Source organism: Agrobacterium sp. ICMP 6402 (assembly GCF_009498615.1).
Classification (GTDB): Bacteria; Pseudomonadota; Alphaproteobacteria; order Rhizobiales; family Rhizobiaceae; genus Agrobacterium; species Agrobacterium burrii.
Genome location: NZ_QSNV01000001.1, coordinates 845542 through 870163, shown reverse-complemented (window position 1 = coordinate 870163; position 24622 = coordinate 845542). Strand labels below are relative to the sequence as shown.

The window sequence follows — 24622 nt, the reverse complement described above, 5'->3', positions numbered from 1 at the left end:
CCCGATGATCCCGGAACTGGTATCAATAAAGACCGCCGCCACCGCCGGTGATGGCCTGCTGCGCCTGCGGCGAGGTCTTCAGAATATCTTCCTGCGACATGTAGTTTTCAGCGCCGATCACCGAGAAGCTGTCCGCCGGGCCGGTGCCGGGCTTGAATGCTTCCATGATGGTGTCCGGCTCGCCTTCCACCGCCGCCATGCCGGTCTTGCGGTTGACGGCGACGAAGTTCATGCCAGCAGGCACGATGAACTTGCTCGGCTCCAGATGCTTGGCCGCATCGGCGATGAACTCACCGAAGATCGGCGCCGACAGCGAACCGCCCGTGCCGCCACGACCGAGAGGCGCAGGCGAGTCAAAACCGATATAGAGGCCGGCAACCATGTCCGGCGTGTAACCGACGAACCAGGCGTCCTTTTCATCATTGGTGGTGCCCGTCTTGCCGGCAACCGGAAGATTGACCTTGATCTTGCCCGCCGCCGTGCCGCGCTGAACCACGCCTTCCAGCATCGAGGTCGTCTGGTAGGCGGTCATCGGGTCGAGAACCTGCTCGCGATTGTCGACGATGACAGGCTCGTCCTGGTTCTGCCAGCGCGCGGCGTTGCAGCCCTCGCAGGCGCGCTCTTCATGGCGGAAGATCGTCTTGCCGTAACGGTCCTGAATACGGTCGATCAGCGTCGGCTTGATCTGCTTGCCGCCATTGGCAAGAACGGAATAGGCCGAGACCATGCGCATGACGGTGGTTTCACCCGAACCCAGCGACATCGACAGAAGCGGCGGCATCTTGTCATAGATGCCGAAACGTTCGGCATATTCCGCCACCAGATTCATGCCCATATCCTGCGCCAGACGCACGGTCATGAGGTTACGGGATTTTTCGATACCGAGACGCAGGGTCGACGGACCGGCGGAACCCCCGCCGTAATTCTGCGGCTTCCAGACCTGACCGCCGGAAACCACCTCGATCGGCGCATCGAGAATGACCGATGCCGGGGTATAACCATTGTCGAGGGCTGCCGCGTAGATGAACGGCTTGAAGGAGGAGCCCGGCTGGCGCATTGCCTGCGTGGAGCGGTTGAATTCCGACTGCGCATAGGAGAAACCGCCGACCATGGCCAGAACACGGCCGGTATGCGGGTCCATCACCACCATACCGCCCTGCACTTTGGGCGGCTGGCGCAGGCGATATTCATTGCCGGAATTGGCCAGCGGCTGCGCATAGATCACATCGCCTGCCGCCACGACACCCACCGGCGACTTGGCTGTCGCCTTTTTGCCGGTCGCGTCGCGATAGGCCCAGCGCATGTTTTCAGCGGAGATATGGCCGCGCGTGCGCTTGTCGCCATCTTCGGTTTCCGTATCCGGCTGGACACCGATATCGATGCCATCGGCCGCAACGGCGAGGACCACGGCGACCTTCCATTCGGGAACGTCGCGCAGGCCCTTGACCTTGGCGAGCGCCGCCGTCCAGTCGCCTGCTGTCTCGATCTTTTCGACGGGTCCGCGGAAACCGCGACGCTCGTCATATTGTACCAGACCATCCTGAAGCGCCTTGCGCGCTTCCGCCTGGATCTGCGGATCGAAAGAGGTGCGGACGGACAGTCCGCCTTCGAGAAGCGCTTTTTCGCCGTATTTCTCGACGATCTGGCGGCGGACTTCTTCGGCGAAATAGTCAGACGCGAAAATATGCGCGCCGCCACGGCGCAGATTGACACCGAGCGGCTGCTTTTTCGCGTCGGTGGCGTCTGCAACGGTGATGTAGCCGTTTTCGGCCATACGGTCGATTACCCAGTCGCGACGCTCCAGAGCAGCCTTTTCACGACGGATTGGGTGATAATTGGCCGGACCCTTCGGCAGCGATGCGAGATAGGCGGTTTCCGCAATCGTCAGTTCCGTCACCGATTTGTTGAAATAGGTGAGTGCTGCGCCGGCAATACCGTAGGAATTCAGGCCGAAGAAGATTTCATTGAGGTAGAGCTCAAGAATCTTGTCCTTGGAATAGGTCTGCTCGATGCGGAAGGAAAGGATCGCTTCCTTGAGCTTACGGTCGAAGGTCTGGTCGTTGGTCAGAAGAAAATTCTTGGCGACCTGCTGGGTAATGGTCGAAGCGCCGACAGGGCGGCGACCGGAACCAAGGTTCTGCACGTTGACCAGAACAGCACGGCCAAGACCCCAGATATCGACACCGGGGTGATTGTAGAAATTCTTGTCTTCCGCTGACAGGAAGGCCGCCTTCACCCGGTCGGGAATGGCCTGGATCGGCAGGAACAGGCGCTTTTCATGGGCGTATTCCGCCATCAACGCACCGTTGCCGGCGTGCACACGGGTCGTTACCGGCGGCTCATAGGTGCTCAGAACTGCATAATCCGGCAGGTCCTTCGTCACGCCGTGCAAATAAATCGCACCGACGACGGCGGCGCACAGAAAGAGCACGCTGGCCAAGCCGAAAAAATATCCAATTAGTCTGATCATACCAAGCTACCGATAATTCGAATCGTAACCATCAACGCCCGACGATATACGGGCGCATCCTTGCATATCGCGTGCCGTTTTGCACACCATACCTTCGATGACAAGCGGATACGGCAGCATTCGCTGATATGTTACCGCGCCACCGGCCCGCAATCGCGCTCCGGCTGCTTTACGGATCGCCACCGAATCCGCTTCCCGAGTAACGCGGGGAATGTGAGTAAAATAGGGCTCCTGCCCCTTAATCATCCGCAAGGCCCAAGAATTGAACAGCTTTTTGAACTGCAATGGCAAGGCGGCAACAGGATCGTGCCGTCTCCACCTGATGCTTCAGCCGCCATTCGCCACGGCTTTTGCGCGATACCGACCGACCGCCGTCGCCAGCGTATCGGCGACCTTCTTGCGCCATTCGGCATCGAGAAGCAGTTTTTCGTCTTCCGGATTGGAAAGAAAGCCGAGTTCCAGCAGCACCGACGGCACATCATGGGCGCGCAGCACCATGAAACCGGCGTAACGATGCGGGTTGTTGATGAGGCCCACCTGCCCCTCGAAGGAGGAGACGATGTTTTCGGCCAGCGTCACCGAAAAGGCCTGGGTTTCGCGGCGGGTGAAATCGAGCAGGATATCGGCGACTTCCGGCGGCTCGGTGGAGGCAGCCACACCGGCGATCTGGTCGGACTTGTTTTCGCGCTCCGCCAGTTCCTGCGCCTGCCGGTCCGATGCCCGATCAGACAATGTGTAGACGGTGGCGCCACGGATGCCCTTCTGCTTCAGCGTATCGGCATGCAGGGAGATGAACAGGTTGGCGTTGTTCTGCCGGGCGATCGTCACCCGCTCTGACAAAGCGAGGAACGTATCGGAATCGCGGGTCAGAAATGCCTTGATACCGGCCTCCCGGTTCAGCCGCTCCACCAGTTCCTTCGCAAAGGTCAGCGTGATGACCTTTTCCTCCGTACCGGTCGTGCCGCCTGTCGCACCGGCATCGATGCCGCCATGGCCGGCATCGACCGCGATGACGAATTCCGCCTGCCGCGAAGTCTTGTCGGTGGGGGTGATCGCGGCAGTGGTGACGGGTGCCGGCAACTGCCATTGCTGCGTTTTTACCAGTTCGGCGAATTTGGCCTTGGTGGTGATTTCCGTGTCCAGCACGAAACGGAAAGCTGCGCCATCCTCGCCCTTTTTCGTTTCGGCCACAGTCACCTGCACCGGTTTTTTGGCCGTCAGCACGATGCGGGCGCTGTTCTGGCCCATGCTGCCGAAGCGGATGTCCGAAAAAAGGCCTGTCGGCTTGAGGTCGGATGTCGGAAAGGCGAAATTCACCGCCGGAAAGTCCACGACGATGCGGGCTGGCGAATCGAGATAGTGAACATCGAATTCCGGCTCTTCGGCAAAATCGAGAACGATGCGCGTGCGCGCCTCATCGCCAATGATGCGCGCCTGATTGACGATGAGCGGTTCAAGCGCAGAGGCCTGCGGAACGCCGGAAAGGACGGTGATGGCAGAAAGAAAGACCGGAACGACGAGGGCACGCGCAAGCCGCGCGATTCGCACGCCAAGCGGCCCTGCCCCACCTGATATCTCTGCGCTGCGCGTGAAATTCATGGCCTTCAAGAAATTCCGTATTTCAGTCGTTTTCGATAAATGGAGCGGAAAAGCACCGGGAACAGCACTGTTTCGACCACGCTAGGCGTTTGTTTGCGCGTTTGCGCCCCACAATCGCAGGCCTTGGTGAACCAATTGTTAACCCGGAAATTCCACCAATAATATGGCATATTTAGCCAGCCTATTGCTATTATGACAGAGAAAACATACAACAAGGGTGAGGGTTAAAAGTGTTGACGGGATAGATGCCCGCCGGCTGCCAATCGAAAAAGACGCTGGCGCTGCAAAACGGGCAATCATCTGCCGTCGTTACATTTATCCTGAAACTGGATCAATTCCGGCCGTGGCCGGAGACCTACCCGGTGGCCCTACCACCGCTGCTCTGAGGAGAGCAAATTCATCGGACCCCAAGGGGTCTATATATTATTGTCGTTCCGCCTGGCCAATGATGTCGCAGCAGTTTTCACATGAACCGGATACCAGGAGCAGGCCAAGCGCCTCGCCGTCGGTCCGGATGCTGCCAGTTTACAGAAGCCCGGCAGGAGACTTCATTTCCGGCACATCCTTGCACTCATATGAAAGGCTCGTCCGTGTGGCGGGCCTGTTCTCGTATAAAACAAGGCTGCGCCGAGGAGCACAGCTTACATGGCAGACAAAATGCTTATCGACGCCTCCCACGAAGAGGAGACACGCGTAGTCGTTGTCCGTGGGAACCGGATCGAGGAATTCGATTTCGAGTCGGAACACAAGAAACAGATCCGCGGCAATATCTACCTTGCCAAGGTGACGAGGGTTGAACCCTCGCTTCAGGCGGCCTTCGTCGATTACGGTGGAAATCGCCACGGCTTTCTCGCTTTTGCGGAAATCCATCCGGATTATTACCAGATCCCGCTTGCCGACCGTCAGGCTCTGCTGAAGGCCGAAGCCGAGGATCATCGCCGCAGCGACGACTTCGAATCGGCTGATGCCCCTGAACCCGGCGCGCCGACGGTTGATCTTTCGCAGGTTGACCAGCCCGATGTCGGCATTGTTGCCGCCAGCGAGACTACGGACGTCGTGGTGACGGAAGAAATCGCTCCTGCAGCCGAGGAAGTCTCCGGGGAGGCTGCGGTTGCGGCCGTCGAGGAAGCGCCCGCCAAGGCAGAAAAGCCGAAGCGCGTCCGTCGCCCGCGCGTCAAGAAGAAGACACCGGAAGAAGAAGCCGCAGCCGAAGCCGCTGAAGCATCTTCCGAGGAAGACGGCAGCACCGGCGGTGAGATGGCCGCGATGGTCGATACCGATACGATTTCCGAAGAAGTCGAAGGTCTTCGCCGCGGCAATGACGATGATGACGACGATGACGACGATCATCACGAAAAGGAAGTGATCGAATCCGTCGGCGCCGAAGACGCCATGGAAGAGGTTCCAGATCGCGTTGCTCGCAAGCCGCGCAAGCAGTACCGCATTCAGGAAGTCATCAAGCGCCGCCAGATTCTTCTGGTGCAGGTGGCCAAGGAAGAACGCGGCAACAAGGGTGCCGCCCTCACCACCTATCTGTCGCTTGCCGGCCGTTATTCCGTGCTGATGCCGAACACGGCGCGTGGCGGCGGCATTTCCCGCAAAATCACCCAGCCGACCGACCGCAAGCGCCTGAAAGAAATCGCCCGCGATCTGGAAGTTCCGCAGGGTATGGGCGTCATTCTGCGCACCGCCGGCGCCAACCGTACCCGCGTCGAGATCAAGCGCGACTTCGAATATCTGATGCGCCTGTGGGAAAACGTCCGCACGCTGACGCTGAATTCGACGGCTCCCTGCCTCGTTTACGAGGAAGGCTCGCTGATCAAGCGTTCGATCCGCGATCTCTACAACAAGGATATCGGCGAGATCATCGTTTCCGGCGAAGAAGGCTATCGTGAAGCGAAAGACTTCATGAAGATGCTGATGCCGAGCCATGCCAAGGTGGTTCAGCCGTACCGCGACATTCACCCGATCTTCTCACGCTCCGGCATCGAAGCCCAGCTCGACCGGATGCTGCAGCCGCAGGTAACGCTGAAATCGGGCGGTTATCTGATCATCAACCAGACCGAAGCGCTGGTTGCCATCGACGTGAACTCGGGCCGTTCGACCCGCGAGCATTCCATCGAAGAAACAGCGCTGACGACCAACCTTGAGGCTGCGGAAGAAGTGGCGCGCCAGCTGCGCCTTCGCGACCTTGCCGGTCTCGTCGTTGTTGACTTCATCGACATGGAAGAGAAGCGTAACAATCGCTCCGTCGAGAAGAAGCTCAAGGATTGCCTGAAAAACGACCGGGCGCGCATCCAGGTCGGCCGCATCTCGCATTTTGGCCTTCTGGAAATGTCGCGCCAGCGCATCCGCGCTTCGGTGCTGGAATCGACCACGCAAGTCTGCCAGCATTGCGGCGGCACGGGCCATGTACGCTCGGAATCCTCCGTCGCGCTGCATGTGCTGCGCGGTGTCGAGGAATATCTGCTGCGCAACACTACCCACAACATCACCGTGCGTTGCACGCCGGAAACGGCGCTTTACCTGCTCAACCACAAGCGCGGCACGATCGTCGATTATGAAGGCCGCTTCGGCGTGTCGATCATCATTGCTGCTGACGCCAGCGTCGGTGCGCAGCATTTCGCCATCGATCGTGGTGAAGCCGTCGAAAATCCCGTGAAGATCGAAAGCCTCATCCAGATGCTTCCGAGCTTCGTGGAAGAGGAAGACGATATCGTCATCGAGGCCGATGAGGATGAAGACGAGGAAGAAATCGTCAAGGCTGCTCCTGCCGGTGAACCGCGCCAGCAGCAGCAGGGCGAAAATGGTGAAGACGGCAAGCGCAAGCGCAAGCGTCGCCGCCGTCGTCGTGGCAAGGGCGGACAGAACGACCAGAACGGCGCTCTTGATGCGCAGGCCGACGATGACGCCGATGATGTTGATGGCGACGACGACAGCGTCGAAGCCGATGACACCGACGGTGATGCCGACGAAAACGGCGTGAACGAAGCCGCAAACTCCGACGAGGACGGCAAGCGCAAGCGCCGTCGTCGCGGCAAGCGTGGCGGCCGCCGCAACCGGGACGACGCTCTCGATGCTGCAGGCAGCGAAGCTGGTGACGAAGGCGAGACGGAAGGCGAAAGCGAAGAAGTTTCTGTCGAAGCGACCGCATCAGTCGCAGCGACCGTGACGGAAGAGCCGACCGCCGCCGACGTGGTAGAAGGTGTGGTTGCCGACGTCGTCGCAGAAGAAGCGCCGAAGAAACCGCGCCGCACCCGCAAGGCGAAAGCCAAGACCGAAACCGAAGAAGCGCCGAAGGCTGAAGTAGAAGCCCAGGCTGTCGAAACGGTTGAGCCGGTGATCGTCGAGCCGGTCGTTGTTGAAGCAACCGTCGCCGAAGTCGCCATTGAAGAGGTCGGTGAAGCATCGGCCGATCTGGCAGCGGAGGCAGACGCACCTGCAACGGAAGAAAAGACCCGCGCCAACCGGGGCACCAATGTCTCGAGTTCGGAACCGGTTGTGACCTCTTCCGGTTCGCCTGCGAACCCCGACGGCGACGAGCCGAAGCCGCGCAAGGGCGGCTGGTGGCAGCGCAAAGGCTTCTTCTGATAGAAGAGACTGAAACAAAAAGCCCGCAACCATGTTGCGGGCTTTTTTTATGCCGGAAGTCTTGTTTTCGTCGTACAGGATTTACATTCCGACCCTCAGACGGACCGCGTCAGACCGCCATCAACCCGGATATTCTGGCCGGTGATGTAACCTGCCCCTTCGGATGCGAGAAACGCCACGGTTGCGGCGATCTCCTCGCTTGTTCCGTAACGCTGCATCGGCACGCCCTGACGGCGTTCTTCCGTGGCGGGCAGGCTGTCGATCCAGCCGGGCAGGACATTGTTCATGCGCACATTGTCGGCGGCATAGGTATCGGAAAAAATCTTGGTGTAAGAGGCAAGGCCGGCGCGGAAGACGGCCGATGTCGGGAACATGCTGCTCGGCTCGAAAGCCCAGGCGGTGGAGATGTTGACGATCGCGCCCGCCTTCTGTTTCACCATGACCGGAGCGATGATCCGGGTCGGGCGGATGACGTTCATGAGATAGACGTCGAGACCCGTATGCCATTGCTCATCGGTAATATCGAGGATGGAGGCGCGCGGGCCATGTCCGGCGCTGTTGACCAGCACATCGATACGGCCGAATTTTTTGAGTGTCAGATCCGTGAGGCGCTGGAGATCGTCGTTCGACTGGTTGGAGCCCGTGACGCCGATGCCGCCCAGTTCCTGCGCCAGCGCTTCCCCCTTGCCCGAAGACGACAGGATCGCGAGCCTGTAACCATCCGCCGCCAGCCGTTTCGCTACGGCGGCCCCCATCCCGCTGCCACCTGCCGTTACTACAGCTACTTTTTCTGCCGACATCGTTTTCTCCATTTTCAATTCGGCGAACCGCCGCGTGGCGATCCTTGTCCATCCAGAACCCGCCTCATCTATAGCGGGTTTCGGAAACGAGTTCGAACCAGAAAGCCTTGGGCCGGCATGAAGAAAAACTGATGCTGACGGTTTGTCAGCGTGGCACCTCCATATCCGCCGAATGGATCTGCCTGCTGTCCGGTGGCGCCTCTTCCCTCTCCTGCAAGCCGTAGTCCCGCATCACATAAGCGATGCGCAGCCGGTAGTTGGAAAAGACGCCGGAGCGCCCCATGGCCTGTGCGGCGCGATGCGGCGCGGTATTGCGCCACGCCTTCACCGCCTCCTCATCCCGGAAGAACGACAGGGAAAGCATCTTGTCCGGATTGCTGATGCTCTGAAACCGCTCAACCGAAACGAAACCGTCAATGGTTTCCAATTCAGCGCGCAGGCTGGCGGCGATATCGAGATAATGCTGTTTCTCGCCTTCAGCTGACCAGACCTCGAAGATAACGGCGATCATCGTCCACCTCCGGCATGGGGAGCGGAAGCCAGCCGCAGGAAAAGCCTGTCCTCACGGCGGATGAATTGTTCGCGTCGGGCGAATTCGTAGTTCTCCCGTCCAGCCGGATCGGCGGCGAGCCGTGCCCTGTAGGCTTCGTAAGCGGCGAGGCTTTCGATATTATAGACACCGTAAGCAATGGTGTTCGATCCTTCCTTCGGTGCGTAATAACCGATGAGATCAGCCCCGCAGCGCGGTATCGCTTCGCCCCAGTTGCGGGCATATTGGTCGAAAGCATCGACCTTGAAAGGGTCGATCTCATAGCGGATGAAACAGGTCAGCATCGTCTTTCTCCTCGTGTTCTGCCTCTCCCGTATAAGCCATTGCCTCGCATCAATGCTTCGGCTATCATCGAACTATGAAAGACGGACCCTTGATCGCCAATGTCGCCGCCCTGATCGGCGACCCTGCCCGCGCCAACATCTTGACGGCGCTGATGGATGGACGTGCGCTGACGGCAAGCGAGCTTGCCGAAGCCGCTGGTGTCACCCTGCAAACCGCCAGCGGGCATCTGTCGAAACTCTCCGATGCACAGTTGTTGAAGGCGGAAAAACAGGGCCGTCATCGCTATTTCCGTCTCTCCGACGAGGATGTAGCGCAGGTTCTGGAAGCACTGATGGGGCTTGCCCAGCGCACGGGCGCAGTGCGCGTGCGAACCGGACCGAAGGACAAGGCGCTGCGCGAGGCGCGTGTCTGCTACGATCATCTGGCCGGGGAAAGTGGTGTGGCACTGCTTGCGGCCATCACTGCGAGCGGGCTCGTGACACCGGGTGACGAGCCCGTCCTGACAGACAGCGGGCGCGATTTCTTCTCAGGCTTCGGCATCGACCTTTCGCCGCTAGAAAAGGCCAGACGCCCGGTCTGCCTGCATTGTCTGGACTGGAGCGAGCGCCGCCATCACCTCGGCGGCGGGCTTGGCGCGTCGCTGCTCGACGCCATGCAGCAGCGCGACTGGCTGCGGCGCGGAAACGGCCGCGTGCTGACCTTCACCGCCAAGGGCGAAAAGGCGTTCAACAGCACTTTTGGCTGTACACCCGCCTGATGCCCTGTGAGCTGGCTTATTTCAGCCAGCCCGCGATACGCCCCACGGCCTCGGCAATGTCAGATACTGAACCCGCATAAGAAATGCGCAGTGCCCGGTGGCCTTCCTCGGGGTCGAAATCCATGCCCGGCGTCGCCGCCACATCGATCTCCGCCAGCATGCGTTTGGCAAAATCCATGCTGTCATTGGAATAGCGACTGGTATCGACATAGGCGTAAAAAGCCCCATCCATGGGCGATGCCAGCGGCAAGCCGATCTCCGGCAGGCGCGCCATCAGGAAGTCGCGGTTGGTGCGGTAGCTTTCCCTGTAGACATCCAGCTCCTCCGCCGCGGAAAAGGCTGCGGTCGCGGCGAGTTGGGACAGTTCCGGCGGGGAGATATAAAGGCTCTGGGCGAGACACTCGACCGGGCGGACGAGATTTTCCGGCAGGACCATCCAGCCGATACGCCAGCCGGTCATGCAATAATATTTCGAGAAAGAATTGATGATCACCGCACTATCGGTGATTTCGAGCGCGCTGGTCTCTTCACCGACAAAGGTGAGGCCATGGTAGATTTCATCTGAAATGAAGGCCATGTCGCGGCTTTCGCAATAACTCGCCAGCCGCTTCAACGCCTCACGGCCCGTAACGGTGCCGGTCGGGTTGGCCGGGCTTGCCAGAAGCACGCCCTTCAGCTTTAAGCCGGCTTTGGTCTCCGCCCGTTCCAGGCTGGCAGGCGTCAGCGTGTAGCCCGTTTCAGCCGTAACTGGCACTTCCACGACATTGAGGCCAAGCGCTTTCAGAATATTGCGATAGGCGGGATAGCCTGGCCTCGCGATCGCGACGGAATCGCCGGCATCGAAAAGGCTGAGGAAGGCAAGATTGAAGGCGGCGGAAGACCCTGTCGTCACGGCAATGCGAGCCGGATCGACAGCGATCTGATGGCGCAGCCGGTAGTGACCGGCGATCGCTTCACGCAACTCGCGCAGGCCCAGAGCGTCGGTATAGCCAATGCGGCCGTGTTTCAGCGCCTCCTGCGCGGCTTCCAGCGAGGCCTTCGGCGCGGGATGGGAAGGCTGGCCGACCGCCATGGAAATGACGGGGCGTCCCGCCTGCCTGCGCCTGTTCGCTTCCGCCAGGATGTCCATGGCGTGAAAGGGTTCGACGGCGCTCCGCTTCGAGATCGTTATCAAGGGCATGCTCTTTCCTGAACCGTATTTCGCAGACTTGCCGCAGAATCACGATCTTCACAATCATGCGATCATAATGCGGACAAGTATTTTTGCCGTATGGCATTTGGCTTAAAGTAAGGTAATTGCCTTCATAAGATTTCAAGAGGCTCCGGCCGCACAGAATGAGGACCGATATGGCGCATTTTCTACGTTCCGCCCTTCTCGCCAGCGTGACGGCGCTTTCCACGGTATTTGCCACCCTGCCCGCCCATGCGCTGGATGAACAGCAGAAGAAGGAAATGGGCGAATTCATCAAGCAATATCTGATCGAAAACCCCGAGATCATGCTTGAGGTTCAGGACGCGCTGGAGCGCAAGCAATATGCGAACCGCAACGCCAAGGCGGCGGAAGCGGTTGCCGACAACAAGAAGACCATCTTCGAATCGAAATACGATCTGGCGCTCGGCAATCCCGACGGTGACGTCACGCTGGTCGAATTCTTCGACTATAATTGCGGTTATTGCAAACGCGCCATGGGCGACATGGACACGATCCTGAAGGGCGACAAGAAAGTGCGCGTCGTTCTCAAGGAATTCCCGATCCTCGGGCCGGAATCGGTTGCCGCGCACCGGGTCTCCAACGCCGTGAAGCTCCTGGCGCCTGCCAAGTACCCCGAATTCCAGCGCACCCTGCTTGGCGGCCGCGGACGGGCGAATGAGGACAGCGCCATGGAAGTCGCCACCTCGCTCGGCCTGAAAGAAGTCGATATCCGCAAGTCGATGGCGGAAAACCCCAATGACGCGCAGGTGCAGGAAACCTACAAGCTGGCCAACAGCCTCGGCATCACCGGCACGCCGTCCTATATCGTCGGCGACGAGGCGGTTTTCGGTGCCGTCGGTGCGGACCCGCTGAAGGAAAAAATCGCCAATATGCGCAGCTGTGGAAAAGCCACCTGCTCCTGATTGTCAAAAAAGCTCCCGCATTGCCTGTGGATGCCGGGCCTCCCGGCTGTTTACGGCCTGCGGGGGCTTTTCCTTGACGGCTGCGCAGTCTATAGGTGTCGCTGATTTTCTTATGGAAACGTGAATGAGCAACATCATCATCGTCATCAATGGCCCCAATCTCAACATGCTGGGAAAAAGGGAACCGGGTATCTATGGTGGCAAGACGCTGAAAGACATCGAGAATGATTGTCTTGCGGCTGGTGCCGATCTCGGTTTCGCGGTTGAATTTCGCCAGTCCAACCACGAAGGCGTGCTCGTGGACTGGTTGCAAGAGGCGGGCGAGCGGGCGGTGGGCGTCGTCATCAATCCCGGCGCCTACAGCCACACCTCGATTGCGTTGCACGACGCCATTCGTGCGATTTCCACACCGGTCGTGGAAGTGCACATTTCCAACATCCACGCGCGGGAAGAGTTCCGTCACAAATCGATGGTATCACCTGCTGCGAAAGGCATGGTCTGCGGTTTTGGACCATACGGATATATCATGGCGCTTCACGCGCTGAAAAACATCACGGCATAAAAAGAAACAAAGAATAGGGTTTGTCATGTCTGAAAAGAAACAGGGTATCGACAAGGAACTGATCCGCGATCTCGCGAATATCCTCAACGATACCGACCTTTCGGAAATCGAAGTGGAGCAGGACGACCTGCGCATCCGCGTCTCCCGCGCCGCGCCGCCCGCCACGGTCTATGCCGCGGCGCCCGCCCCTTACGCAGTACCGGCAGCAGCGCCTGCCGCAGCACCGGCGATCGCAGCGCCTGCGGCCGCCGCAGCACCTGCCCGCAACCCGGCCAACACCGTGTCCTCGCCCATGGTCGGCACGGTCTACCTTTCGCCTGCTCCGGGCGCCCGTCCCTTCATCGAAGTGGGCGCGACCGTCAAGGAAGGCCAGACCATCGTCATCGTCGAGGCCATGAAGACCATGAACCAGATCCCCGCGCCCAAATCCGGCAAGATCGTGGAAATCATCGTCAACGACGCGCAGCCCGTGGAGTATGGCGAAGCCCTCGTGGTCATCGAATAAAGGCGGTTCAGCATGGTTTCGAAGATCCTCATAGCCAACCGTGGCGAGATCGCGCTGCGCGTCCTGCGCGCCGCCAAGGAGCTTGGCATTCCCACGGTGGCCGTGCATTCCACGGCCGACGCGGATGCGATGCATGTGCGCCTTGCCGACGAAAGCGTGTGCATCGGCCCGCCGCCCTCGCGTGACAGCTACCTCAACATCCACCAGATCGTTGCGGCCTGCGAAATCACCGGTGCGGACGCCGTTCACCCCGGTTACGGCTTCCTGTCGGAAAACGCCAAGTTCGCCGATATTCTCGACGCGCACGGCATCACCTTCATCGGACCGACCGCCGAACATATCCGCATCATGGGCGACAAGATCACCGCCAAGCAGACGGCGCAGCAACTCGGCATCCCCGTCGTTCCCGGTTCTGACGGCGAAGTGAAGCCTGAAAACGCGCTGGAAATTGCCCGGACGATCGGCTTCCCGGTCCTCATCAAGGCGACGGCAGGCGGCGGCGGTCGCGGCATGAAAGTGGCGAAGACCGAGGAAGACCTGGAAGAGGCGGTTGCGACTGCCCGTTCCGAGGCGGCGGCTGCCTTCGGCAACGACGCCGTCTACATGGAAAAATACCTCGGCAAGCCGCGCCATATCGAAGTGCAGGTTTTCGGCGATGGTGAAGGCGCTGCCATTCACCTTGGCGAGCGCGACTGCTCGCTTCAGCGCCGTCACCAGAAGGTGCTGGAAGAAGCCAATTCGCCGGCATTGACGGTTGAACAGCGCATGAAGATCGGCGAGATTTGCGCTGACGCCATGCGCAAGCTGAAATATCGCGGTGCCGGCACCATCGAGTTCCTCTATGAAAACGGCGAGTTCTATTTCATCGAAATGAACACCCGTCTGCAGGTGGAGCATCCGGTGACGGAAGCGATCACCGGCATGGATCTCGTGCAGGAACAGATCCGCGTCGCTTCGGGCCAGGGCCTGTCGGTGACGCAGGCGGATATCGAATTCCATGGTCATGCCATCGAATGCCGTATCAATGCCGAAGACCCGCGCACCTTCGTTCCCTCACCCGGCACGCTGACCTATTTCCACACGCCGGGCGGCCTTGGCGTTCGCGTCGATTCGGGCGCGTATCAGGGCTACAAGATTCCGCCCTATTACGACAGCATGATCGGCAAGCTGATCGTTCATGGCCGCGACCGGGACGAGTGCATTCGCCGCCTTCGCCGGGCGCTGGATGAGTTCGTCGTCGACGGCATCAAGACCACCCTGCCGCTTTTCCAGGATCTCCTCCAGAACGAGGATATTCTCAATGGCGATTACGACATTCACTGGCTGGAAAAATACCTGGCCGGTGACGCGTCTCACTAAGACGATATGGCTGGGCGGCGCAGCAGAAATAACGACATAACGGTCGATATTCTGCTGCGCGCCTATTCCGCCGGCCTGTTTCCCATGGCCGATTCGGCTGACGATCCGGAACTTTTCTGGGTCGAGCCGGAGATTCGCGGCATCATCCCACTCAATGATTTTCACGTTTCCAAAAGCCTCACCAAGGCAATACGCAAGAAGCCGTTCGACATACGCTTCAACACCGCCTTCGAAGCTGTCATGGCGGGCTGTGCGGCGGAAGCGCCGGACAGGCCGAGCACGTGGATCAATGCCACCATCCGCAAGCTTTATACCGAGCTGCACCAGATCGGTCATGCGCACAGCGTCGAGGCGTGGGATGGCAAGGAACTTGTGGGCGGCCTTTACGGTGTCTCGCTCGGCGCTGCCTTTTTCGGCGAAAGCATGTTTTCCCGCCGCACCAACGCCTCGAAGATTTGCCTCGTGCATCTGGTGGAGCGGTTGAAATCTAGCGGCTTCGTGCTGCTCGACACACAATTCACCACCGAACATCTGAAGACATTCGGCGCCATCGATGTGCCGAAGCAGGAATATGCAAAGATACTGGATCTTGCCGTCAACCGGCCCAGCCTGCAATTCTGAATAATTTGCGTTAGGTTATTTGCTTGCCGTTGAGGGAGCCGGGACTTCCGAGTCCGGCTTGCAGCCCGTCAGCCAGACGTCGTAAATCGGGTGCTCAACGGCGTTGAGGCCGGGGCTGTCGGCAAACATCCAGCCGGTGAAAATGCGCTTAATCTTGCGGTCGAGCGTGATTTCATCAACTTCGACAAAAGCGTCGATCTTCTGGGTTTCCGTCTGGTCGCGGGAATAACAGACCTTCGGCGTCACTTGAAGCGCGCCGAATTGCACCGTCTCGTCGATATAAACGTCAAAGGATGTGATGCGGCCGGTGATCTTGTCGATGCCGGAAAACACCGCGACGCGGTTTTCCAGACGGGCAGCGGAGACGGGCGATACGAGGATGACAGCAGAAACCGCTGCGAACAGCGACACTGTCAGCGCACGCAAAGAACGATCCCGCGTGATTTTCCTCATACGATATGTCTCCAAATATTTGCCTGTGTCGAGACGCCGACCGGATCAACGCGTAAGGGCGGAATGTGGCAAAAACCGGTGAGGCCGAGATCAAGCGCGGCGTTTTGCACAACACCGCGCATCACAGACTCAGTTGCCGGGTGTCCAGGCGTCGTAGTCGCCGGTCACGCGCGGGCGCTCGCCGGCAACGGCCAGCGACCCTTGAGGGCGATAGGCTTTGGACGTTCCGGTGTGGTTCGGCTGATGCGGCTTCTGCCAGTCGCGCGCCACATAGCTTTCCTGACTCGGCGGCACGTCGGTGCGGTAATGCATCCAGCCATGCCAGCCGGGCGGAATGGCCGAGGCTTCGGCATAACCATTATAGATCACCCAGCGGCGCGGCATGCCCCAGGAGGTGGTGCCGCCTTCGTAATAGGTGTTGCCCAACTCGTCCTGTCCGACTTTCTTGCCAAAACGCCAGGTGTGAAACCGCGTTCCGATCGTTTGGCCGTTCCACCAGGTGAAGATTTGCGTCAGGAGAGTCTTCATTATCCGTTCCTCGGGCTTGAATGCGCTGCAGCGATTTTAAATCGCACGGCACAAGACATGCTTATGCCGCCCCTCACGGCAATTGTCCAGCATTTCGAGATATATCGGCGCTATTTCAGCTTCATCCTGAAGCCTAAATGCCGCTTCTCGAAACCCAGCCGCTCATAGAAGCGATGTGCATCCAGCCGGGCCATGTTGGAGGTGAGCTGGACGGCGTTCATGCCCTGACGGCGGGCGTCCGCAAGGCAATAATTGATCATCACCGCGCCGATGCCACGACCGCGCATGTCGGAGCGTGTCTGCACCGCCTCGATCACCATGGATTTGGCCCCTCGCCCCACGAGCTTGGTGAGGATGGCGGTCTGGAAAGTGCCGACCACCTCGCCATCCAGTTCCGCGACATAGAGCGTTTCGCTGGGCGATGCGGCAATGGCGCGGAAGGCCGCAAGATAGTCGGGCTGCGCCGATTCGTCGGCGGTGTCACCGTGACCGCCGATCTCGTCGGCAGCAAAAATGGCGGCGAGTGCCGGGAGATCGTCTTCGCGCGCCGTGCGAATGATCAGTTTTTCTAACGTCTGATTCATCGTTTAAGGCTCTTTTCCATCACGATACCGGGTAAACCCTCGATGCCGGCCATGCGCTCGATTCGGTCTACTTCGGCAAAACCGACGCCTTCATAAAAGGCGATTGCGACAGTATTTTTAGGCTCGACCTCGAGACGCATGATTTCCGCATCCGGGAAACAGGTTTCGAGTTCCGCGAAGAGATCGCGGCCGACGCCCTGCCGCTGAAGGTCGGGCGCGACATAAAGCTGGTGCAGCAGGGCCGTCTTCGCCATCTTGGTGGACATCGAACCATAGGCCATGCCGCCGATCCGCTTGCCATCATCAGCCACCAGAAATTCGCCGCCCTTTTTCGCAACACGGTCTTTCATAGCCTGCGGCGAATGCCATGCGGCAATCAACTCGCTCACCTTTTCTGCGCCGTAGATCGGGTCATAGGTCGCATGCCAGGTTGTGGCGAGCAGCGCCCGGACAGGTTCGATATCGCGCTGGCTTGCCGTGCGGATGAAAAACATGATTTGGCTCCGTCTGGAAACAGAAATGCCGGGTGTTATCCCGGCAGTAAGCGATGTCAGTCCCCCAATCTCGACGTCATCCTCGGGCTTGTCCCGAGGATCTAATCACGTTTGATCTTGTGGGTCGTTAGATCCTCGGGACAAGCCCGAGGATGACGGAGGAGAGGCGTGCGGTCTCTCCAACCTTTACTGATGGCCACTCCGGCCCGCAGTTACTATTCGTCCTCTATGCCGAGCTTGGCCTTCACCAGCGCCTGCACGGCCTGCGGGTTGGCCTTGCCGCCCGTGGACTTCATGACCTGACCGACGAACCAGCCGGCGAGAGCGGGCTTCGCCTTGACCTTCTCGACCTGATCGGGATTTGCGGCGATGATATCATCCACGGCCTTTTCGATGGCCCCGGTATCCGTCACCTGCTTCATGCCGCGCGTCTCGACGATTTCGGCCGGATTGCCGCCTTCATTCCAGACGATTTCGAACAGGTCCTTGGCGATCTTGCCGGAAATGGTCTCGGCCTTGATGAGATCGATGATACCGCCGAGCTGTTCCGGCGAAACCGGGGTCGTCTCGATATCCTTGCCCGACTTGTTGAGCGCGCCGAGAAGATCGTTGATGACCCAGTTGGCGGCGGCCTTCGGATCCCGACCGGCGGCGACGGCCTCGTAATAATCGGCAATCGCCTTTTCCGACACGAGGATCGAGGCGTCATAGACCGACAGGCCGAGATCGGCCACGAAACGGGCCTTCTTGTCGTCGGGCAGTTCCGGCAGATCGACCTTAAGCGCCTCGACGAAAGCATCGTCGAATTCGAGCGGCAACAGGTCCGGGTCTGGGAAGTAGCGATAGTCATGCGCGTCTTCCTTGGAGCGCATGGAGCGCGTCTCGCCCTTGCCGGGATCGAACAGGCGGGTTTCCTGATCGATGGCGCCGCCGTCTTCCAGAATGGCGATCTGGCGGCGTGCCTCATATTCGATGGCCTGGCCGACGAAGCGGATGGAGTTGACGTTCTTGATTTCGCAGCGCGTGCCGAAACCTTCGCCCGGACGGCGCACGGAGACGTTGACGTCGGCGCGCATCGAGCCTTCGTCCATGTTGCCGTCGCAGGTGCCGAGATAACGCACGATGGAGCGCAGCTTGGTGAGGTAAGCCTTGGCCTCGTCCGACGAGCGCATGTCCGGCTTGGACACGATTTCCATCAGCGCCACGCCCGAACGGTTGAGGTCCACGAAAGACATCGTCGGGTGCTGGTCATGCATGGACTTGCCGGCATCCTGCTCCAGATGCAGGCGCTCGATGCCGATCTCGATATCCTCGAAATTGCCCTGACGGTCCGGCCCGAGCGAAATGGTGATGATGCCCTCACCGACGATCGGGTCCTTGAACTGCGAAATCTGGTAGCCCTGCGGCAGGTCCGGATAGAAGTAGTTCTTGCGGTCGAAGATCGAACGGTTGTTGATCTTCGCCTTCAGGCCGAGACCGGTACGGACCGCCTGGGCGACGCATTCCTCGTTGATGACGGGAAGCATGCCGGGCATGGCGGCGTCCACCAGCGACACGTTGGAATTCGGCGCATTGCCGAAGGTAGTGGAAGCGCCGGAAAACAGCTTGGAATTGGAGAGAACCTGCGCATGGACTTCCAGCCCGATCACGATTTCCCAATCGCCGGTGGCGCCGGGAATGAAGCGTTTCGGATCAGGGGTGCGCACGTCTACAAGGGTCATATGAAGCTCACGATATACGGGTTCTTTGGCTCTGGTGGGTAGAACATATGGCGCGCGGGCGCAAGACATCTTGCGCCCTGTCGCACGAAGCGCCGGATTTTCGGCGCTCTGCATACGTAATTTTTACGCGTCTGATTTTCAATTCACATCATGACGATGATCGCCCTGTGTTTCATGATCTATGTCGCCTTCAATCTTGTCGTCTTTCTTGTCTATTGGTGGGACAGGCAAGCGGCGAGGAATGGCGGCTGGCGCATTCGCGAAAGCACATTGCTGGGGCTCGCCTTTGTGGGCGGCAGCATCGGCGCAATTTCGGCTCAACGCCTGCTGCGGCACAAAACGCGCAAGGAACCCTTTCGCAGCATTCTGCTCTCCATCGTGATCTTACAGGCGGGCCTTGTTGCGTCAGTGGCAATCCTGCCGGACTGGCCGCCGCGCCTTCTGAACAGCTTGATAGGTCTCAGTCAGAACTCCGTCCCGTAGAGGCCGCTCTCGACCTCGACAAGCTGCTTTTGCAGACCGACGGATTGCACGTCGCGATCAAGCTTCGGCGCATAGGAAACGGAAAGCCAGCGGACGCTGTAGCCGTGGTGGCGGAAAAAGGCGACGGCAGGTTCGTTCTGCGCGTGGGTTTCCAGCCGGATGGCTTCGAAACCCCTGTCCGCTATCAACCGTTCAATATCAGCGAGCAGGAGGCTGCCGACCTGCCGGCGCTGAAAATCCGGATCAATCCAGAAATCGGAAATCGTCTCGTCAAAATGCTCCCGCGCCGCCCATCCGGCAACCGTGCCGCTAAATTCCGCCACGCGAATGGCAAGCCATGACGAACGGGTGAAATTGGAAAAAGCGCTGGAAGCATTGTCGTAAAGCGTCGCGGTGATGCCGAGTGCGGCGGTTGCCTGCCGCCAGGCCCTGAGACCGATGGCCGCTAAGGCCTCCGCTTCCTGCTCATGCGCATTGCGAATGACGATCAAGCCGCGCCCTCCATGGCCATGGCGAGTAAAACATCGGCGGCGCGATTCGGCCAGTATGGTTTTTCGGGGTGCGCTGCGGACTTGACCATGCCAGCCTTGCCCGCTAACCAGAACGGGCAATAACGGAGTTTTTATGTTCGCTCAATCGGAGTCCCGGTAACGGCCCTGCCCGCAAGTTTCTTGCGCGCCGGGCCAGATGAAACCGAGCCGGATGCCCTAACGGCACCCGGGTTTGCTTTCACGCGTCCAAAAGACGCCGACCGGACTTCCAAAAATGGACATTTCCCGCGCCGAACAGCGCATTCTTCACCTGCTCGCCCAGGGCGGCAGAATTGAACTCGTTCGAGACGACCACCATAAAATCGAAAAGATCGCGCTTTATACCCGCGACGGCTGGATTTTCAGTGGCCTCGACCTGCTTACCTTCCGCAAACTGAAACGGAAAAGAGCGATAGCCTCTTCCGCCGGCAAGCCCTACCGCATCACCACCCGCGGACTGGAACTCGTAAGGGGTGAGCTGGACAACAGATGAAAAAAACGGGCGGCACTTGATGCCGCCCGTCCAATTTCTCCAACGCCCTTGTTCAGGCGTTCACCACCACTTGGCCGGCGTGAACTTGCCCGCTGCCTGCTCGATGGCGTGTGCCGTCTTGAACAGCGTTTCTTCCTCAAAAGGCTTGCCGATGAGCTGCAGGCCGAGCGGCAGGCCCTTGCCGTCGAGGCCGGCGGGCACCGAAAGGCCCGGAAGGCCGGCCATATTGACGGTGATGGTGAAGACGTCCTGGAGATACATCTTCACCGGATCAGAGGCGAGTTCCTCATCGCCGACCGCGAAGGCGGAAGACGGGGTGATCGGCGCGAGAACAGCATCGACACCCTCATGGAAGACGTTTTCAAAATCGCGCTTGATGAGGGTACGGACCTTCTGCGCCTTCAGGTAATAGGCGTCGTAATAACCGGCCGACAGCACATAGGTGCCGACCATGATGCGGCGCTGGACTTCCTTGCCGAAACCAGCCGCACGGCTTTTTTCGTACATGTCGGCAATATCCTTGCCGTCGACGCGCAGGCCGTAGCGGACGCCGTCATAACGGGCAAGGTTGGACGAGGCTTCCGCCGGTGCGACGATGTAATAGGCGGGAAGCGCGTATTTGGTATGCGGCAGCGAGATATCGACAACCTCGGCACCGGCATCGCGCAGCCACTCGACACCCTTGGCCCAGAGCTTTTCGATCTCTTCCGGCATACCGTCGACGCGGTATTCGCGGGGAATACCGATCTTCAGGCCCTTCAGCGACTGGCCGATGGCCTTTTCGTAATCCGGCACCGGCAGGTCTACGGATGTCGTATCCTTGGAGTCGACGCTCGCCATTGTCTTCAGCAGGATCGCCGCGTCGCGCACGTCACGGGCAATCGGGCCGGCCTGATCGAGCGAGGAAGCATAAGCAACGATGCCAAAGCGCGAGCAGCGGCCATAGGTGGGCTTGATGCCGACTGTGCCGGTGAAGGCCGCCGGCTGGCGGATGGAGCCGCCGGTGTCGGTTGCGGTCGCACCGGCGCACAGATGCGCAGCGACGGCTGCGGCCGAGCCGCCGGAGGAACCGCCGGGAACCAGCTTCTGCTCGGAACCATTGGCGCGCCATGGGTTGATGACCGGGCCATACCAGGAGCTTTCATTGGACGAGCCCATGGCGAATTCGTCCATGTTGAGCTTGCCGAGCATGACAGCGCCCTGATCCCAGAGGTTCTGGGTGACGGTGGATTCATATTTCGGCTTGAAGCCATCGAGAACATGCGAACATGCCTGCGTGTGCACGTCGCGGGTGGCGAAAAGGTCTTTTACGCCGAGCGGAATGCCTTCCAGCTCGCCCGCCTTGCCGGCAGCGATACGTTCGTCGGAGGCCTTCGCCATGTCGCGGGCCTTTTCAGGCGTCGTCACGACATAGGCGTTCAGCGAGCCGTTGGCCGCATCGATGGCGGAGAGGTAGGCGTCGGTCAGCTCGAGGGCGGAAAATTCTTTCGCCTTCAGCTTTTCGCGGGCTTCGGCAATGGTCAGGCTCGTCAGGTCGGTCATGGTCGGCAACGGCTTTCGAAAATCTCGGAAAAATCGGGCGGCAGAGGCGGTCGCTTATTCGACCACTTTCGGGACCATGAAGAAATCCCGGTCGGTCGCAGGCGCATTGGCGACGATGTCTTCCGCCTTGTTACCGTCGGTCACCACGTCGGCGCGTTTTTTCATGTCCACCGGGGTCACGGATGTCATTGGCTCGACGCCATCGACATTCACTTCCGAAAGCTGCTCCACGAAACCGAGTATGCCGTTTAGCTGGCCGAGCATATTCTGTGCTTCTTCTTCGCTGACAGCGATACGGGCAAGGCGCGCAACGCGCTTTACGGTGGCGAGATCGACGGACATGGTTCTACTCCGGTCAGAATTTTCCTAACCGCTATAATCACCATGTCCGTCCTTCGCAACGGTAGAAAGCATGTCGTTGCAAACTGTGTCACGGTTTTGCGTTCACGATATGCTCTAGCAAAATGTCAGAAGGACAGCGTTTCGCCAGCCTTCGGCGTATGAACGCGGGCTTCCGCGCCTTCCATGCCGGCCACGAATTTCTCCGGCGTCTGGTCGATGATCGGGAAGGAACCGTAGTGGCAGGGGATGACATTCTGGAACTTGAAGAAGCGCTGGCAGGCAAGTGCGGCCACAGCACCACCCATGGTGAAACGGTCGCCGATCGGCACGAGGCCGATATCGGGCTGATGCAATTCATTGATGAGCTTCATGTCGGAGAAGATATCGGTATCGCCCATGTGATAGACGGCCGGGCCATTTTCGAAATGCAGCATCAGGCCGTTCGCATTGCCGAGCGAATGCGAAACGCCATCCTCGGTGAGCTGGGCAGACGAATGCAGCGCATTGGTGAAGGTGACGGAAAACCCGTCGAAATGCACCGTGCCGCCGGTATTGCCCATATCGACCTTCGCAACACCCTTCGAGGAAAGCCATGCGGCGAGATCGGCATTGGCAAGCACCGTGGCGCCGGTTTCGCGAGCCAGCTGAATGGTATCGCCGACATGGTCGCCATGGCCATGGGTCAGGAGAATATGGGTGATGCCTTCGGCCGCCGTTTTTCCGTCCTGTCCGGCAAAACCGGGATTGCCGGTGAAAAACGGATCGATGAGGATCTTCGCGTCGCCGTTTTCGAGGCGGAAGGCGGAATGGCCGAGCCAGGTGATTTTCATGGGAAGTTCTCCTTTGTATTGCCGGTGTAGTATGACATAGGACGACTTGAGAAACCGCACTACCTGTATTTAAGAGAGGCGACAATGGCCGCTGACAATGACGATTATGTGTACGATGAAGCGTCTGGCGAATGGCGGCCGGCTTCCGAAGTGGCCGCCGAGGCGGCTCGCGCGAATGAAGTGCACGATGCAGCCGGCAATGTGCTGGCGGACGGCGATTCCGTAACCTTGATCAAGGACCTGAAGGTCAAAGGCACCAACACGGTCATCAAGCAGGGCACCGTCATCAAGTCGATCCGGCTCACCGAAAATCCGGAAGAGATCGATTGCAGGCATGATGCGGTCAAGGGTCTGGTGCTGCGCACCGAATTCGTCCGCAAGCGATAAAGGCAGCGCGAGACATGGCGATACTCACCATCGAGGAACTGGCGGAAACGCTTCAGCCCGCACAGGCGATTGCCGGTCTCGACCTTGGCACGAAAACCATTGGGCTTTCCATGTCGGACCTGTCGCGGCGCTTCGCGACGCCTCGCCCCGTTTTGAAGCGGGTAAAATTCACTCGGGATGCCGAAGTGCTGCTGGCCTTTGCCGAAAAGGAGAAGGTTGCCGCCTTCATCATCGGTCTGCCAATGAACATGGATGGCTCGGCCGGGCCGCGCGTGCAGGCAACACGCGCCTTCGTGCGCACCATGGGCGAAAAAACCGCCCTGCCCTTTATTTTCTGGGATGAGCGGCTTTCCACGGTCGCGGCCGAGCGCGCGTTGCTGGAAATGGATGTCTCACGCGCCAAGCGGGCCGAACGCATCGATTCGGCAGCCGCCAGCTTCATTCTTCAGGGTGCGCTGGACAGGCTTTCGGCACTCGCCCGCGCCGTCGACTGACGGCCCTGCCACCAGGCGGCAATCTGCTTCCTCTTGCGAAAACCGAGGATAGCAAAAACGATCAGGCTATCGACCGCGATGGCGCGCGCCACCAGCGGCGGCAGGCTTTCCGGCGGCAGGCCGAGAATATTGCCGTAAATCTGGAATACCAGATCATGCGTCTGGCGCGTCAACATGTAAAAGCCGAAACTCATGTCGTAATAGGAAAGCCAGTACCAGCTGCCCAGCAATGCGACGGGACCTGCCCACAGGATCAGAAACCACTTCATGCCGCCTGCCCCCGCGCGAAAACCGTATCGGGAATGCCGGCAAGCACCGCCCAGCGCACCGCTGCCATCAGGCAGAGGTTCAGCGCCGGCGCGTCGATATCCAACGGCAGCATCACAAAAAACGTCATCATGACGCCCAAAGCTGTCCAGCGGCTCACTTGCGGCTCCCTTATGCGCAGTCATTGCGCATGGTTAACTTTTCGTTAATTCACACTGGACCGGCAGCCATGGCGACGCAATTGAAAGCTGTCATTATGG

At 59.5% G+C, this 24622-nt stretch carries 28 protein-coding genes; 11 read left to right on the top strand and 17 right to left on the bottom strand.

All coding sequences use genetic code 11. The annotated features are described in order from the left end of the window. Positions 1-22 precede the first annotated feature (22 nt). The gene (locus DXT96_RS04400) at positions 23-2470 is read right to left on the bottom strand and encodes a penicillin-binding protein 1A (protein WP_149897701.1); all 2448 of its coding nucleotides are present in this window, start codon (positions 2468-2470) and stop codon (positions 23-25) included. Positions 2471-2797: 327 nt separating this feature from the next. Next, the gene (locus tag DXT96_RS04395) at positions 2798-4069 is read right to left on the bottom strand and encodes an N-acetylmuramoyl-L-alanine amidase (protein WP_153513621.1); all 1272 of its coding nucleotides are present in this window, start codon (positions 4067-4069) and stop codon (positions 2798-2800) included. Positions 4070-4714: 645 nt separating this feature from the next. On the opposite strand from DXT96_RS04395, the gene DXT96_RS04385 reads away from it, so the two are divergent. Then, positions 4715-7660 carry a ribonuclease E/G gene (locus DXT96_RS04385; RefSeq protein WP_153513620.1) on the top strand — a complete coding sequence of 982 codons (2946 nt, stop codon included), beginning with the start codon at positions 4715-4717 and terminating at the stop codon, positions 7658-7660. A 95-nt stretch (positions 7661-7755) separates the two neighbouring features. Here DXT96_RS04385 and DXT96_RS04380 read toward each other — a convergent pair whose 3' ends face one another. From DXT96_RS04380 to DXT96_RS04370, 3 genes are all read right to left on the bottom strand, one after another. Next, positions 7756-8460, bottom strand: a complete 705-nt coding sequence (locus DXT96_RS04380) for an SDR family oxidoreductase (RefSeq protein WP_153513619.1) — start codon at positions 8458-8460, stop codon at positions 7756-7758. 145 nt (positions 8461-8605) lie between these two features. Further along, positions 8606-8971, bottom strand: a complete 366-nt coding sequence (locus DXT96_RS04375) for an antibiotic biosynthesis monooxygenase (protein ID WP_153513618.1) — start codon at positions 8969-8971, stop codon at positions 8606-8608. After that, positions 8968-9294: an NIPSNAP family protein gene (locus tag DXT96_RS04370; RefSeq protein ID WP_149897706.1), complete on the bottom strand. Its 327-nt coding sequence runs from the start codon at positions 9292-9294 to the stop codon at positions 8968-8970. Before DXT96_RS04370 ends, DXT96_RS04375 begins: the two co-directional genes overlap by 4 nt. Positions 9295-9368: 74 nt before the next feature. On the opposite strand from DXT96_RS04370, the gene DXT96_RS04365 reads away from it, so the two are divergent. Then, positions 9369-10052: a winged helix-turn-helix domain-containing protein gene (locus tag DXT96_RS04365; protein WP_153513617.1), complete on the top strand. Its 684-nt coding sequence runs from the start codon at positions 9369-9371 to the stop codon at positions 10050-10052. A gap of 16 nt (positions 10053-10068) precedes the next feature. Here the strand turns inward: DXT96_RS04365 and DXT96_RS04360 are convergent, their stop codons facing one another. Next, on the bottom strand, positions 10069-11226 hold the full coding sequence (locus tag DXT96_RS04360) for a pyridoxal phosphate-dependent aminotransferase (protein ID WP_174373114.1): 1158 nt from the start codon (positions 11224-11226) through the stop codon (positions 10069-10071). Positions 11227-11399: 173 nt separating this feature from the next. Between DXT96_RS04360 and DXT96_RS04355 the strand changes: the two genes are divergently transcribed. The 5 genes from DXT96_RS04355 (at position 11400) to aat (ending at position 15214) form a co-directional block, all read left to right on the top strand. Next, the gene (locus tag DXT96_RS04355) at positions 11400-12167 is read left to right on the top strand and encodes a DsbA family protein (protein WP_153513615.1); all 768 of its coding nucleotides are present in this window, start codon (positions 11400-11402) and stop codon (positions 12165-12167) included. A 124-nt stretch (positions 12168-12291) separates the two neighbouring features. Then, on the top strand, positions 12292-12729 hold the full coding sequence (aroQ, locus tag DXT96_RS04350; RefSeq protein ID WP_153513614.1) for a type II 3-dehydroquinate dehydratase: 438 nt from the start codon (positions 12292-12294) through the stop codon (positions 12727-12729). Positions 12730-12754: 25 nt separating this feature from the next. Beyond that, positions 12755-13234 carry an acetyl-CoA carboxylase biotin carboxyl carrier protein gene (gene accB, locus DXT96_RS04345; RefSeq protein ID WP_149897710.1) on the top strand — a complete coding sequence of 160 codons (480 nt, stop codon included), beginning with the start codon at positions 12755-12757 and terminating at the stop codon, positions 13232-13234. A gap of 12 nt (positions 13235-13246) precedes the next feature. Continuing rightward, a complete protein-coding gene (gene accC / locus DXT96_RS04340; protein ID WP_149897711.1) occupies positions 13247-14593 on the top strand; it encodes an acetyl-CoA carboxylase biotin carboxylase subunit in 1347 nt (448 codons plus the stop codon). A gap of 6 nt (positions 14594-14599) precedes the next feature. Beyond that, positions 14600-15214, top strand: coding sequence for a leucyl/phenylalanyl-tRNA--protein transferase (aat, locus tag DXT96_RS04335; RefSeq protein ID WP_153513613.1), 615 nt, complete (start codon positions 14600-14602; stop codon positions 15212-15214). Between the two features lie 15 nt (positions 15215-15229). Here aat and DXT96_RS04330 read toward each other — a convergent pair whose 3' ends face one another. The 5 genes from DXT96_RS04330 to gatB all read right to left on the bottom strand — a co-directional run bounded on the left by DXT96_RS04330 (position 15230) and on the right by gatB (position 18994). After that, entirely contained in the window at positions 15230-15667 is a 438-nt protein-coding gene (locus DXT96_RS04330; RefSeq protein WP_153513612.1) for a DUF2155 domain-containing protein, read from the bottom strand. A gap of 129 nt (positions 15668-15796) precedes the next feature. Then, positions 15797-16195: an NADH:ubiquinone oxidoreductase subunit NDUFA12 gene (locus tag DXT96_RS04325; RefSeq protein WP_046800275.1), complete on the bottom strand. Its 399-nt coding sequence runs from the start codon at positions 16193-16195 to the stop codon at positions 15797-15799. A gap of 110 nt (positions 16196-16305) precedes the next feature. Next, positions 16306-16779: a GNAT family N-acetyltransferase gene (locus DXT96_RS04320; RefSeq protein ID WP_153513611.1), complete on the bottom strand. Its 474-nt coding sequence runs from the start codon at positions 16777-16779 to the stop codon at positions 16306-16308. Then, positions 16776-17273 (bottom strand): GNAT family N-acetyltransferase, encoded by a 498-nt coding sequence (locus DXT96_RS04315; RefSeq protein ID WP_153513610.1) that lies wholly within the window; start codon positions 17271-17273, stop codon positions 16776-16778. Before DXT96_RS04315 ends, DXT96_RS04320 begins: the two co-directional genes overlap by 4 nt. Before the next feature lie 215 nt (positions 17274-17488). Next, positions 17489-18994 carry an Asp-tRNA(Asn)/Glu-tRNA(Gln) amidotransferase subunit GatB gene (gatB, locus tag DXT96_RS04310; protein WP_153513609.1) on the bottom strand — a complete coding sequence of 502 codons (1506 nt, stop codon included), beginning with the start codon at positions 18992-18994 and terminating at the stop codon, positions 17489-17491. A 150-nt stretch (positions 18995-19144) separates the two neighbouring features. Here gatB and DXT96_RS04305 point away from each other — a divergent pair, with 150 nt between their 5' ends. Beyond that, complete coding sequence (locus tag DXT96_RS04305) at positions 19145-19477, top strand: DUF1294 domain-containing protein (RefSeq protein WP_153513608.1); 333 nt, start codon at positions 19145-19147, stop codon at positions 19475-19477. Here DXT96_RS04305 and DXT96_RS04300 read toward each other — a convergent pair. Next, entirely contained in the window at positions 19459-19968 is a 510-nt protein-coding gene (locus DXT96_RS04300) for a GNAT family N-acetyltransferase (protein ID WP_153513607.1), read from the bottom strand. The two genes, DXT96_RS04305 and DXT96_RS04300, sit on opposite strands and share 19 nt — an antisense overlap. A gap of 274 nt (positions 19969-20242) precedes the next feature. Here DXT96_RS04300 and DXT96_RS04295 point away from each other — a divergent pair, with 274 nt between their 5' ends. Then, a complete protein-coding gene (locus tag DXT96_RS04295; RefSeq protein ID WP_149897719.1) occupies positions 20243-20500 on the top strand; it encodes a YjhX family toxin in 258 nt (85 codons plus the stop codon). A gap of 60 nt (positions 20501-20560) precedes the next feature. Here DXT96_RS04295 and gatA read toward each other — a convergent pair whose 3' ends face one another. The 3 genes from gatA to DXT96_RS04280 all read right to left on the bottom strand — a co-directional run bounded on the left by gatA (position 20561) and on the right by DXT96_RS04280 (position 23214). Beyond that, positions 20561-22042 (bottom strand): Asp-tRNA(Asn)/Glu-tRNA(Gln) amidotransferase subunit GatA, encoded by a 1482-nt coding sequence (gene gatA / locus DXT96_RS04290; RefSeq protein ID WP_153513606.1) that lies wholly within the window; start codon positions 22040-22042, stop codon positions 20561-20563. 54 nt (positions 22043-22096) lie between these two features. Continuing rightward, positions 22097-22384, bottom strand: a complete 288-nt coding sequence (gene gatC, locus DXT96_RS04285; RefSeq protein WP_003521472.1) for an Asp-tRNA(Asn)/Glu-tRNA(Gln) amidotransferase subunit GatC — start codon at positions 22382-22384, stop codon at positions 22097-22099. Positions 22385-22509: 125 nt separating this feature from the next. After that, on the bottom strand, positions 22510-23214 hold the full coding sequence (locus tag DXT96_RS04280) for a metal-dependent hydrolase (RefSeq protein ID WP_149897721.1): 705 nt from the start codon (positions 23212-23214) through the stop codon (positions 22510-22512). Between the two features lie 84 nt (positions 23215-23298). On the opposite strand from DXT96_RS04280, the gene DXT96_RS04275 reads away from it, so the two are divergent. Continuing rightward, a complete protein-coding gene (locus DXT96_RS04275; protein ID WP_149897722.1) occupies positions 23299-23601 on the top strand; it encodes an alkylphosphonate utilization protein in 303 nt (100 codons plus the stop codon). Positions 23602-23615: 14 nt separating this feature from the next. Continuing rightward, a complete protein-coding gene (gene ruvX / locus DXT96_RS04270) occupies positions 23616-24095 on the top strand; it encodes a Holliday junction resolvase RuvX (protein WP_149897723.1) in 480 nt (159 codons plus the stop codon). On the opposite strand, the gene DXT96_RS04265 is transcribed toward ruvX, so the two are convergent. Both DXT96_RS04265 and DXT96_RS04260 read right to left on the bottom strand, forming a co-directional pair. Then, on the bottom strand, positions 24047-24364 hold the full coding sequence (locus tag DXT96_RS04265; protein ID WP_153513605.1) for a DUF6105 family protein: 318 nt from the start codon (positions 24362-24364) through the stop codon (positions 24047-24049). The genes ruvX and DXT96_RS04265 overlap by 49 nt on opposite strands. Next, positions 24361-24522, bottom strand: coding sequence for a hypothetical protein (locus tag DXT96_RS04260; RefSeq protein ID WP_153513604.1), 162 nt, complete (start codon positions 24520-24522; stop codon positions 24361-24363). The genes DXT96_RS04265 and DXT96_RS04260 overlap by 4 nt, the downstream gene beginning before the upstream one ends. Positions 24523-24622 lie beyond the last annotated feature (100 nt).

Bases quoted from the DNA above. Each gene is read 5' to 3' on its own strand.
- DXT96_RS04400 (WP_149897701.1), bottom strand. From the start codon at position 2,470: ATGATCAGACTAATTGGATATTTTTTCGGCTTGGCCAGCGTGCTCTTT.
- DXT96_RS04395 (WP_153513621.1), bottom strand. From the start codon at position 4,069: ATGAATTTCACGCGCAGCGCAGAGATATCAGGTGGGGCAGGGCCGCTT.
- DXT96_RS04385 (WP_153513620.1), top strand. From the start codon at position 4,715: ATGGCAGACAAAATGCTTATCGACGCCTCCCACGAAGAGGAGACACGC.
- DXT96_RS04380 (WP_153513619.1), bottom strand. From the start codon at position 8,460: ATGTCGGCAGAAAAAGTAGCTGTAGTAACGGCAGGTGGCAGCGGGATG.
- DXT96_RS04375 (WP_153513618.1), bottom strand. From the start codon at position 8,971: ATGATCGCCGTTATCTTCGAGGTCTGGTCAGCTGAAGGCGAGAAACAG.
- DXT96_RS04370 (WP_149897706.1), bottom strand. From the start codon at position 9,294: ATGCTGACCTGTTTCATCCGCTATGAGATCGACCCTTTCAAGGTCGAT.
- DXT96_RS04365 (WP_153513617.1), top strand. From the start codon at position 9,369: ATGAAAGACGGACCCTTGATCGCCAATGTCGCCGCCCTGATCGGCGAC.
- DXT96_RS04355 (WP_153513615.1), top strand. From the start codon at position 11,400: ATGGCGCATTTTCTACGTTCCGCCCTTCTCGCCAGCGTGACGGCGCTT.
- aroQ (WP_153513614.1), top strand. From the start codon at position 12,292: ATGAGCAACATCATCATCGTCATCAATGGCCCCAATCTCAACATGCTG.
- accB (WP_149897710.1), top strand. From the start codon at position 12,755: ATGTCTGAAAAGAAACAGGGTATCGACAAGGAACTGATCCGCGATCTC.
- accC (WP_149897711.1), top strand. From the start codon at position 13,247: ATGGTTTCGAAGATCCTCATAGCCAACCGTGGCGAGATCGCGCTGCGC.
- aat (WP_153513613.1), top strand. From the start codon at position 14,600: ATGGCTGGGCGGCGCAGCAGAAATAACGACATAACGGTCGATATTCTG.
- DXT96_RS04330 (WP_153513612.1), bottom strand. From the start codon at position 15,667: ATGAGGAAAATCACGCGGGATCGTTCTTTGCGTGCGCTGACAGTGTCG.
- DXT96_RS04325 (WP_046800275.1), bottom strand. From the start codon at position 16,195: ATGAAGACTCTCCTGACGCAAATCTTCACCTGGTGGAACGGCCAAACG.
- DXT96_RS04320 (WP_153513611.1), bottom strand. From the start codon at position 16,779: ATGAATCAGACGTTAGAAAAACTGATCATTCGCACGGCGCGCGAAGAC.
- DXT96_RS04315 (WP_153513610.1), bottom strand. From the start codon at position 17,273: ATGTTTTTCATCCGCACGGCAAGCCAGCGCGATATCGAACCTGTCCGG.
- gatB (WP_153513609.1), bottom strand. From the start codon at position 18,994: ATGACCCTTGTAGACGTGCGCACCCCTGATCCGAAACGCTTCATTCCC.
- DXT96_RS04305 (WP_153513608.1), top strand. From the start codon at position 19,145: ATGACGATGATCGCCCTGTGTTTCATGATCTATGTCGCCTTCAATCTT.
- DXT96_RS04295 (WP_149897719.1), top strand. From the start codon at position 20,243: ATGGACATTTCCCGCGCCGAACAGCGCATTCTTCACCTGCTCGCCCAG.
- gatA (WP_153513606.1), bottom strand. From the start codon at position 22,042: ATGACCGACCTGACGAGCCTGACCATTGCCGAAGCCCGCGAAAAGCTG.
- gatC (WP_003521472.1), bottom strand. From the start codon at position 22,384: ATGTCCGTCGATCTCGCCACCGTAAAGCGCGTTGCGCGCCTTGCCCGT.
- DXT96_RS04280 (WP_149897721.1), bottom strand. From the start codon at position 23,214: ATGAAAATCACCTGGCTCGGCCATTCCGCCTTCCGCCTCGAAAACGGC.
- DXT96_RS04275 (WP_149897722.1), top strand. From the start codon at position 23,299: ATGGCCGCTGACAATGACGATTATGTGTACGATGAAGCGTCTGGCGAA.
- ruvX (WP_149897723.1), top strand. From the start codon at position 23,616: ATGGCGATACTCACCATCGAGGAACTGGCGGAAACGCTTCAGCCCGCA.
- DXT96_RS04265 (WP_153513605.1), bottom strand. From the start codon at position 24,364: ATGAAGTGGTTTCTGATCCTGTGGGCAGGTCCCGTCGCATTGCTGGGC.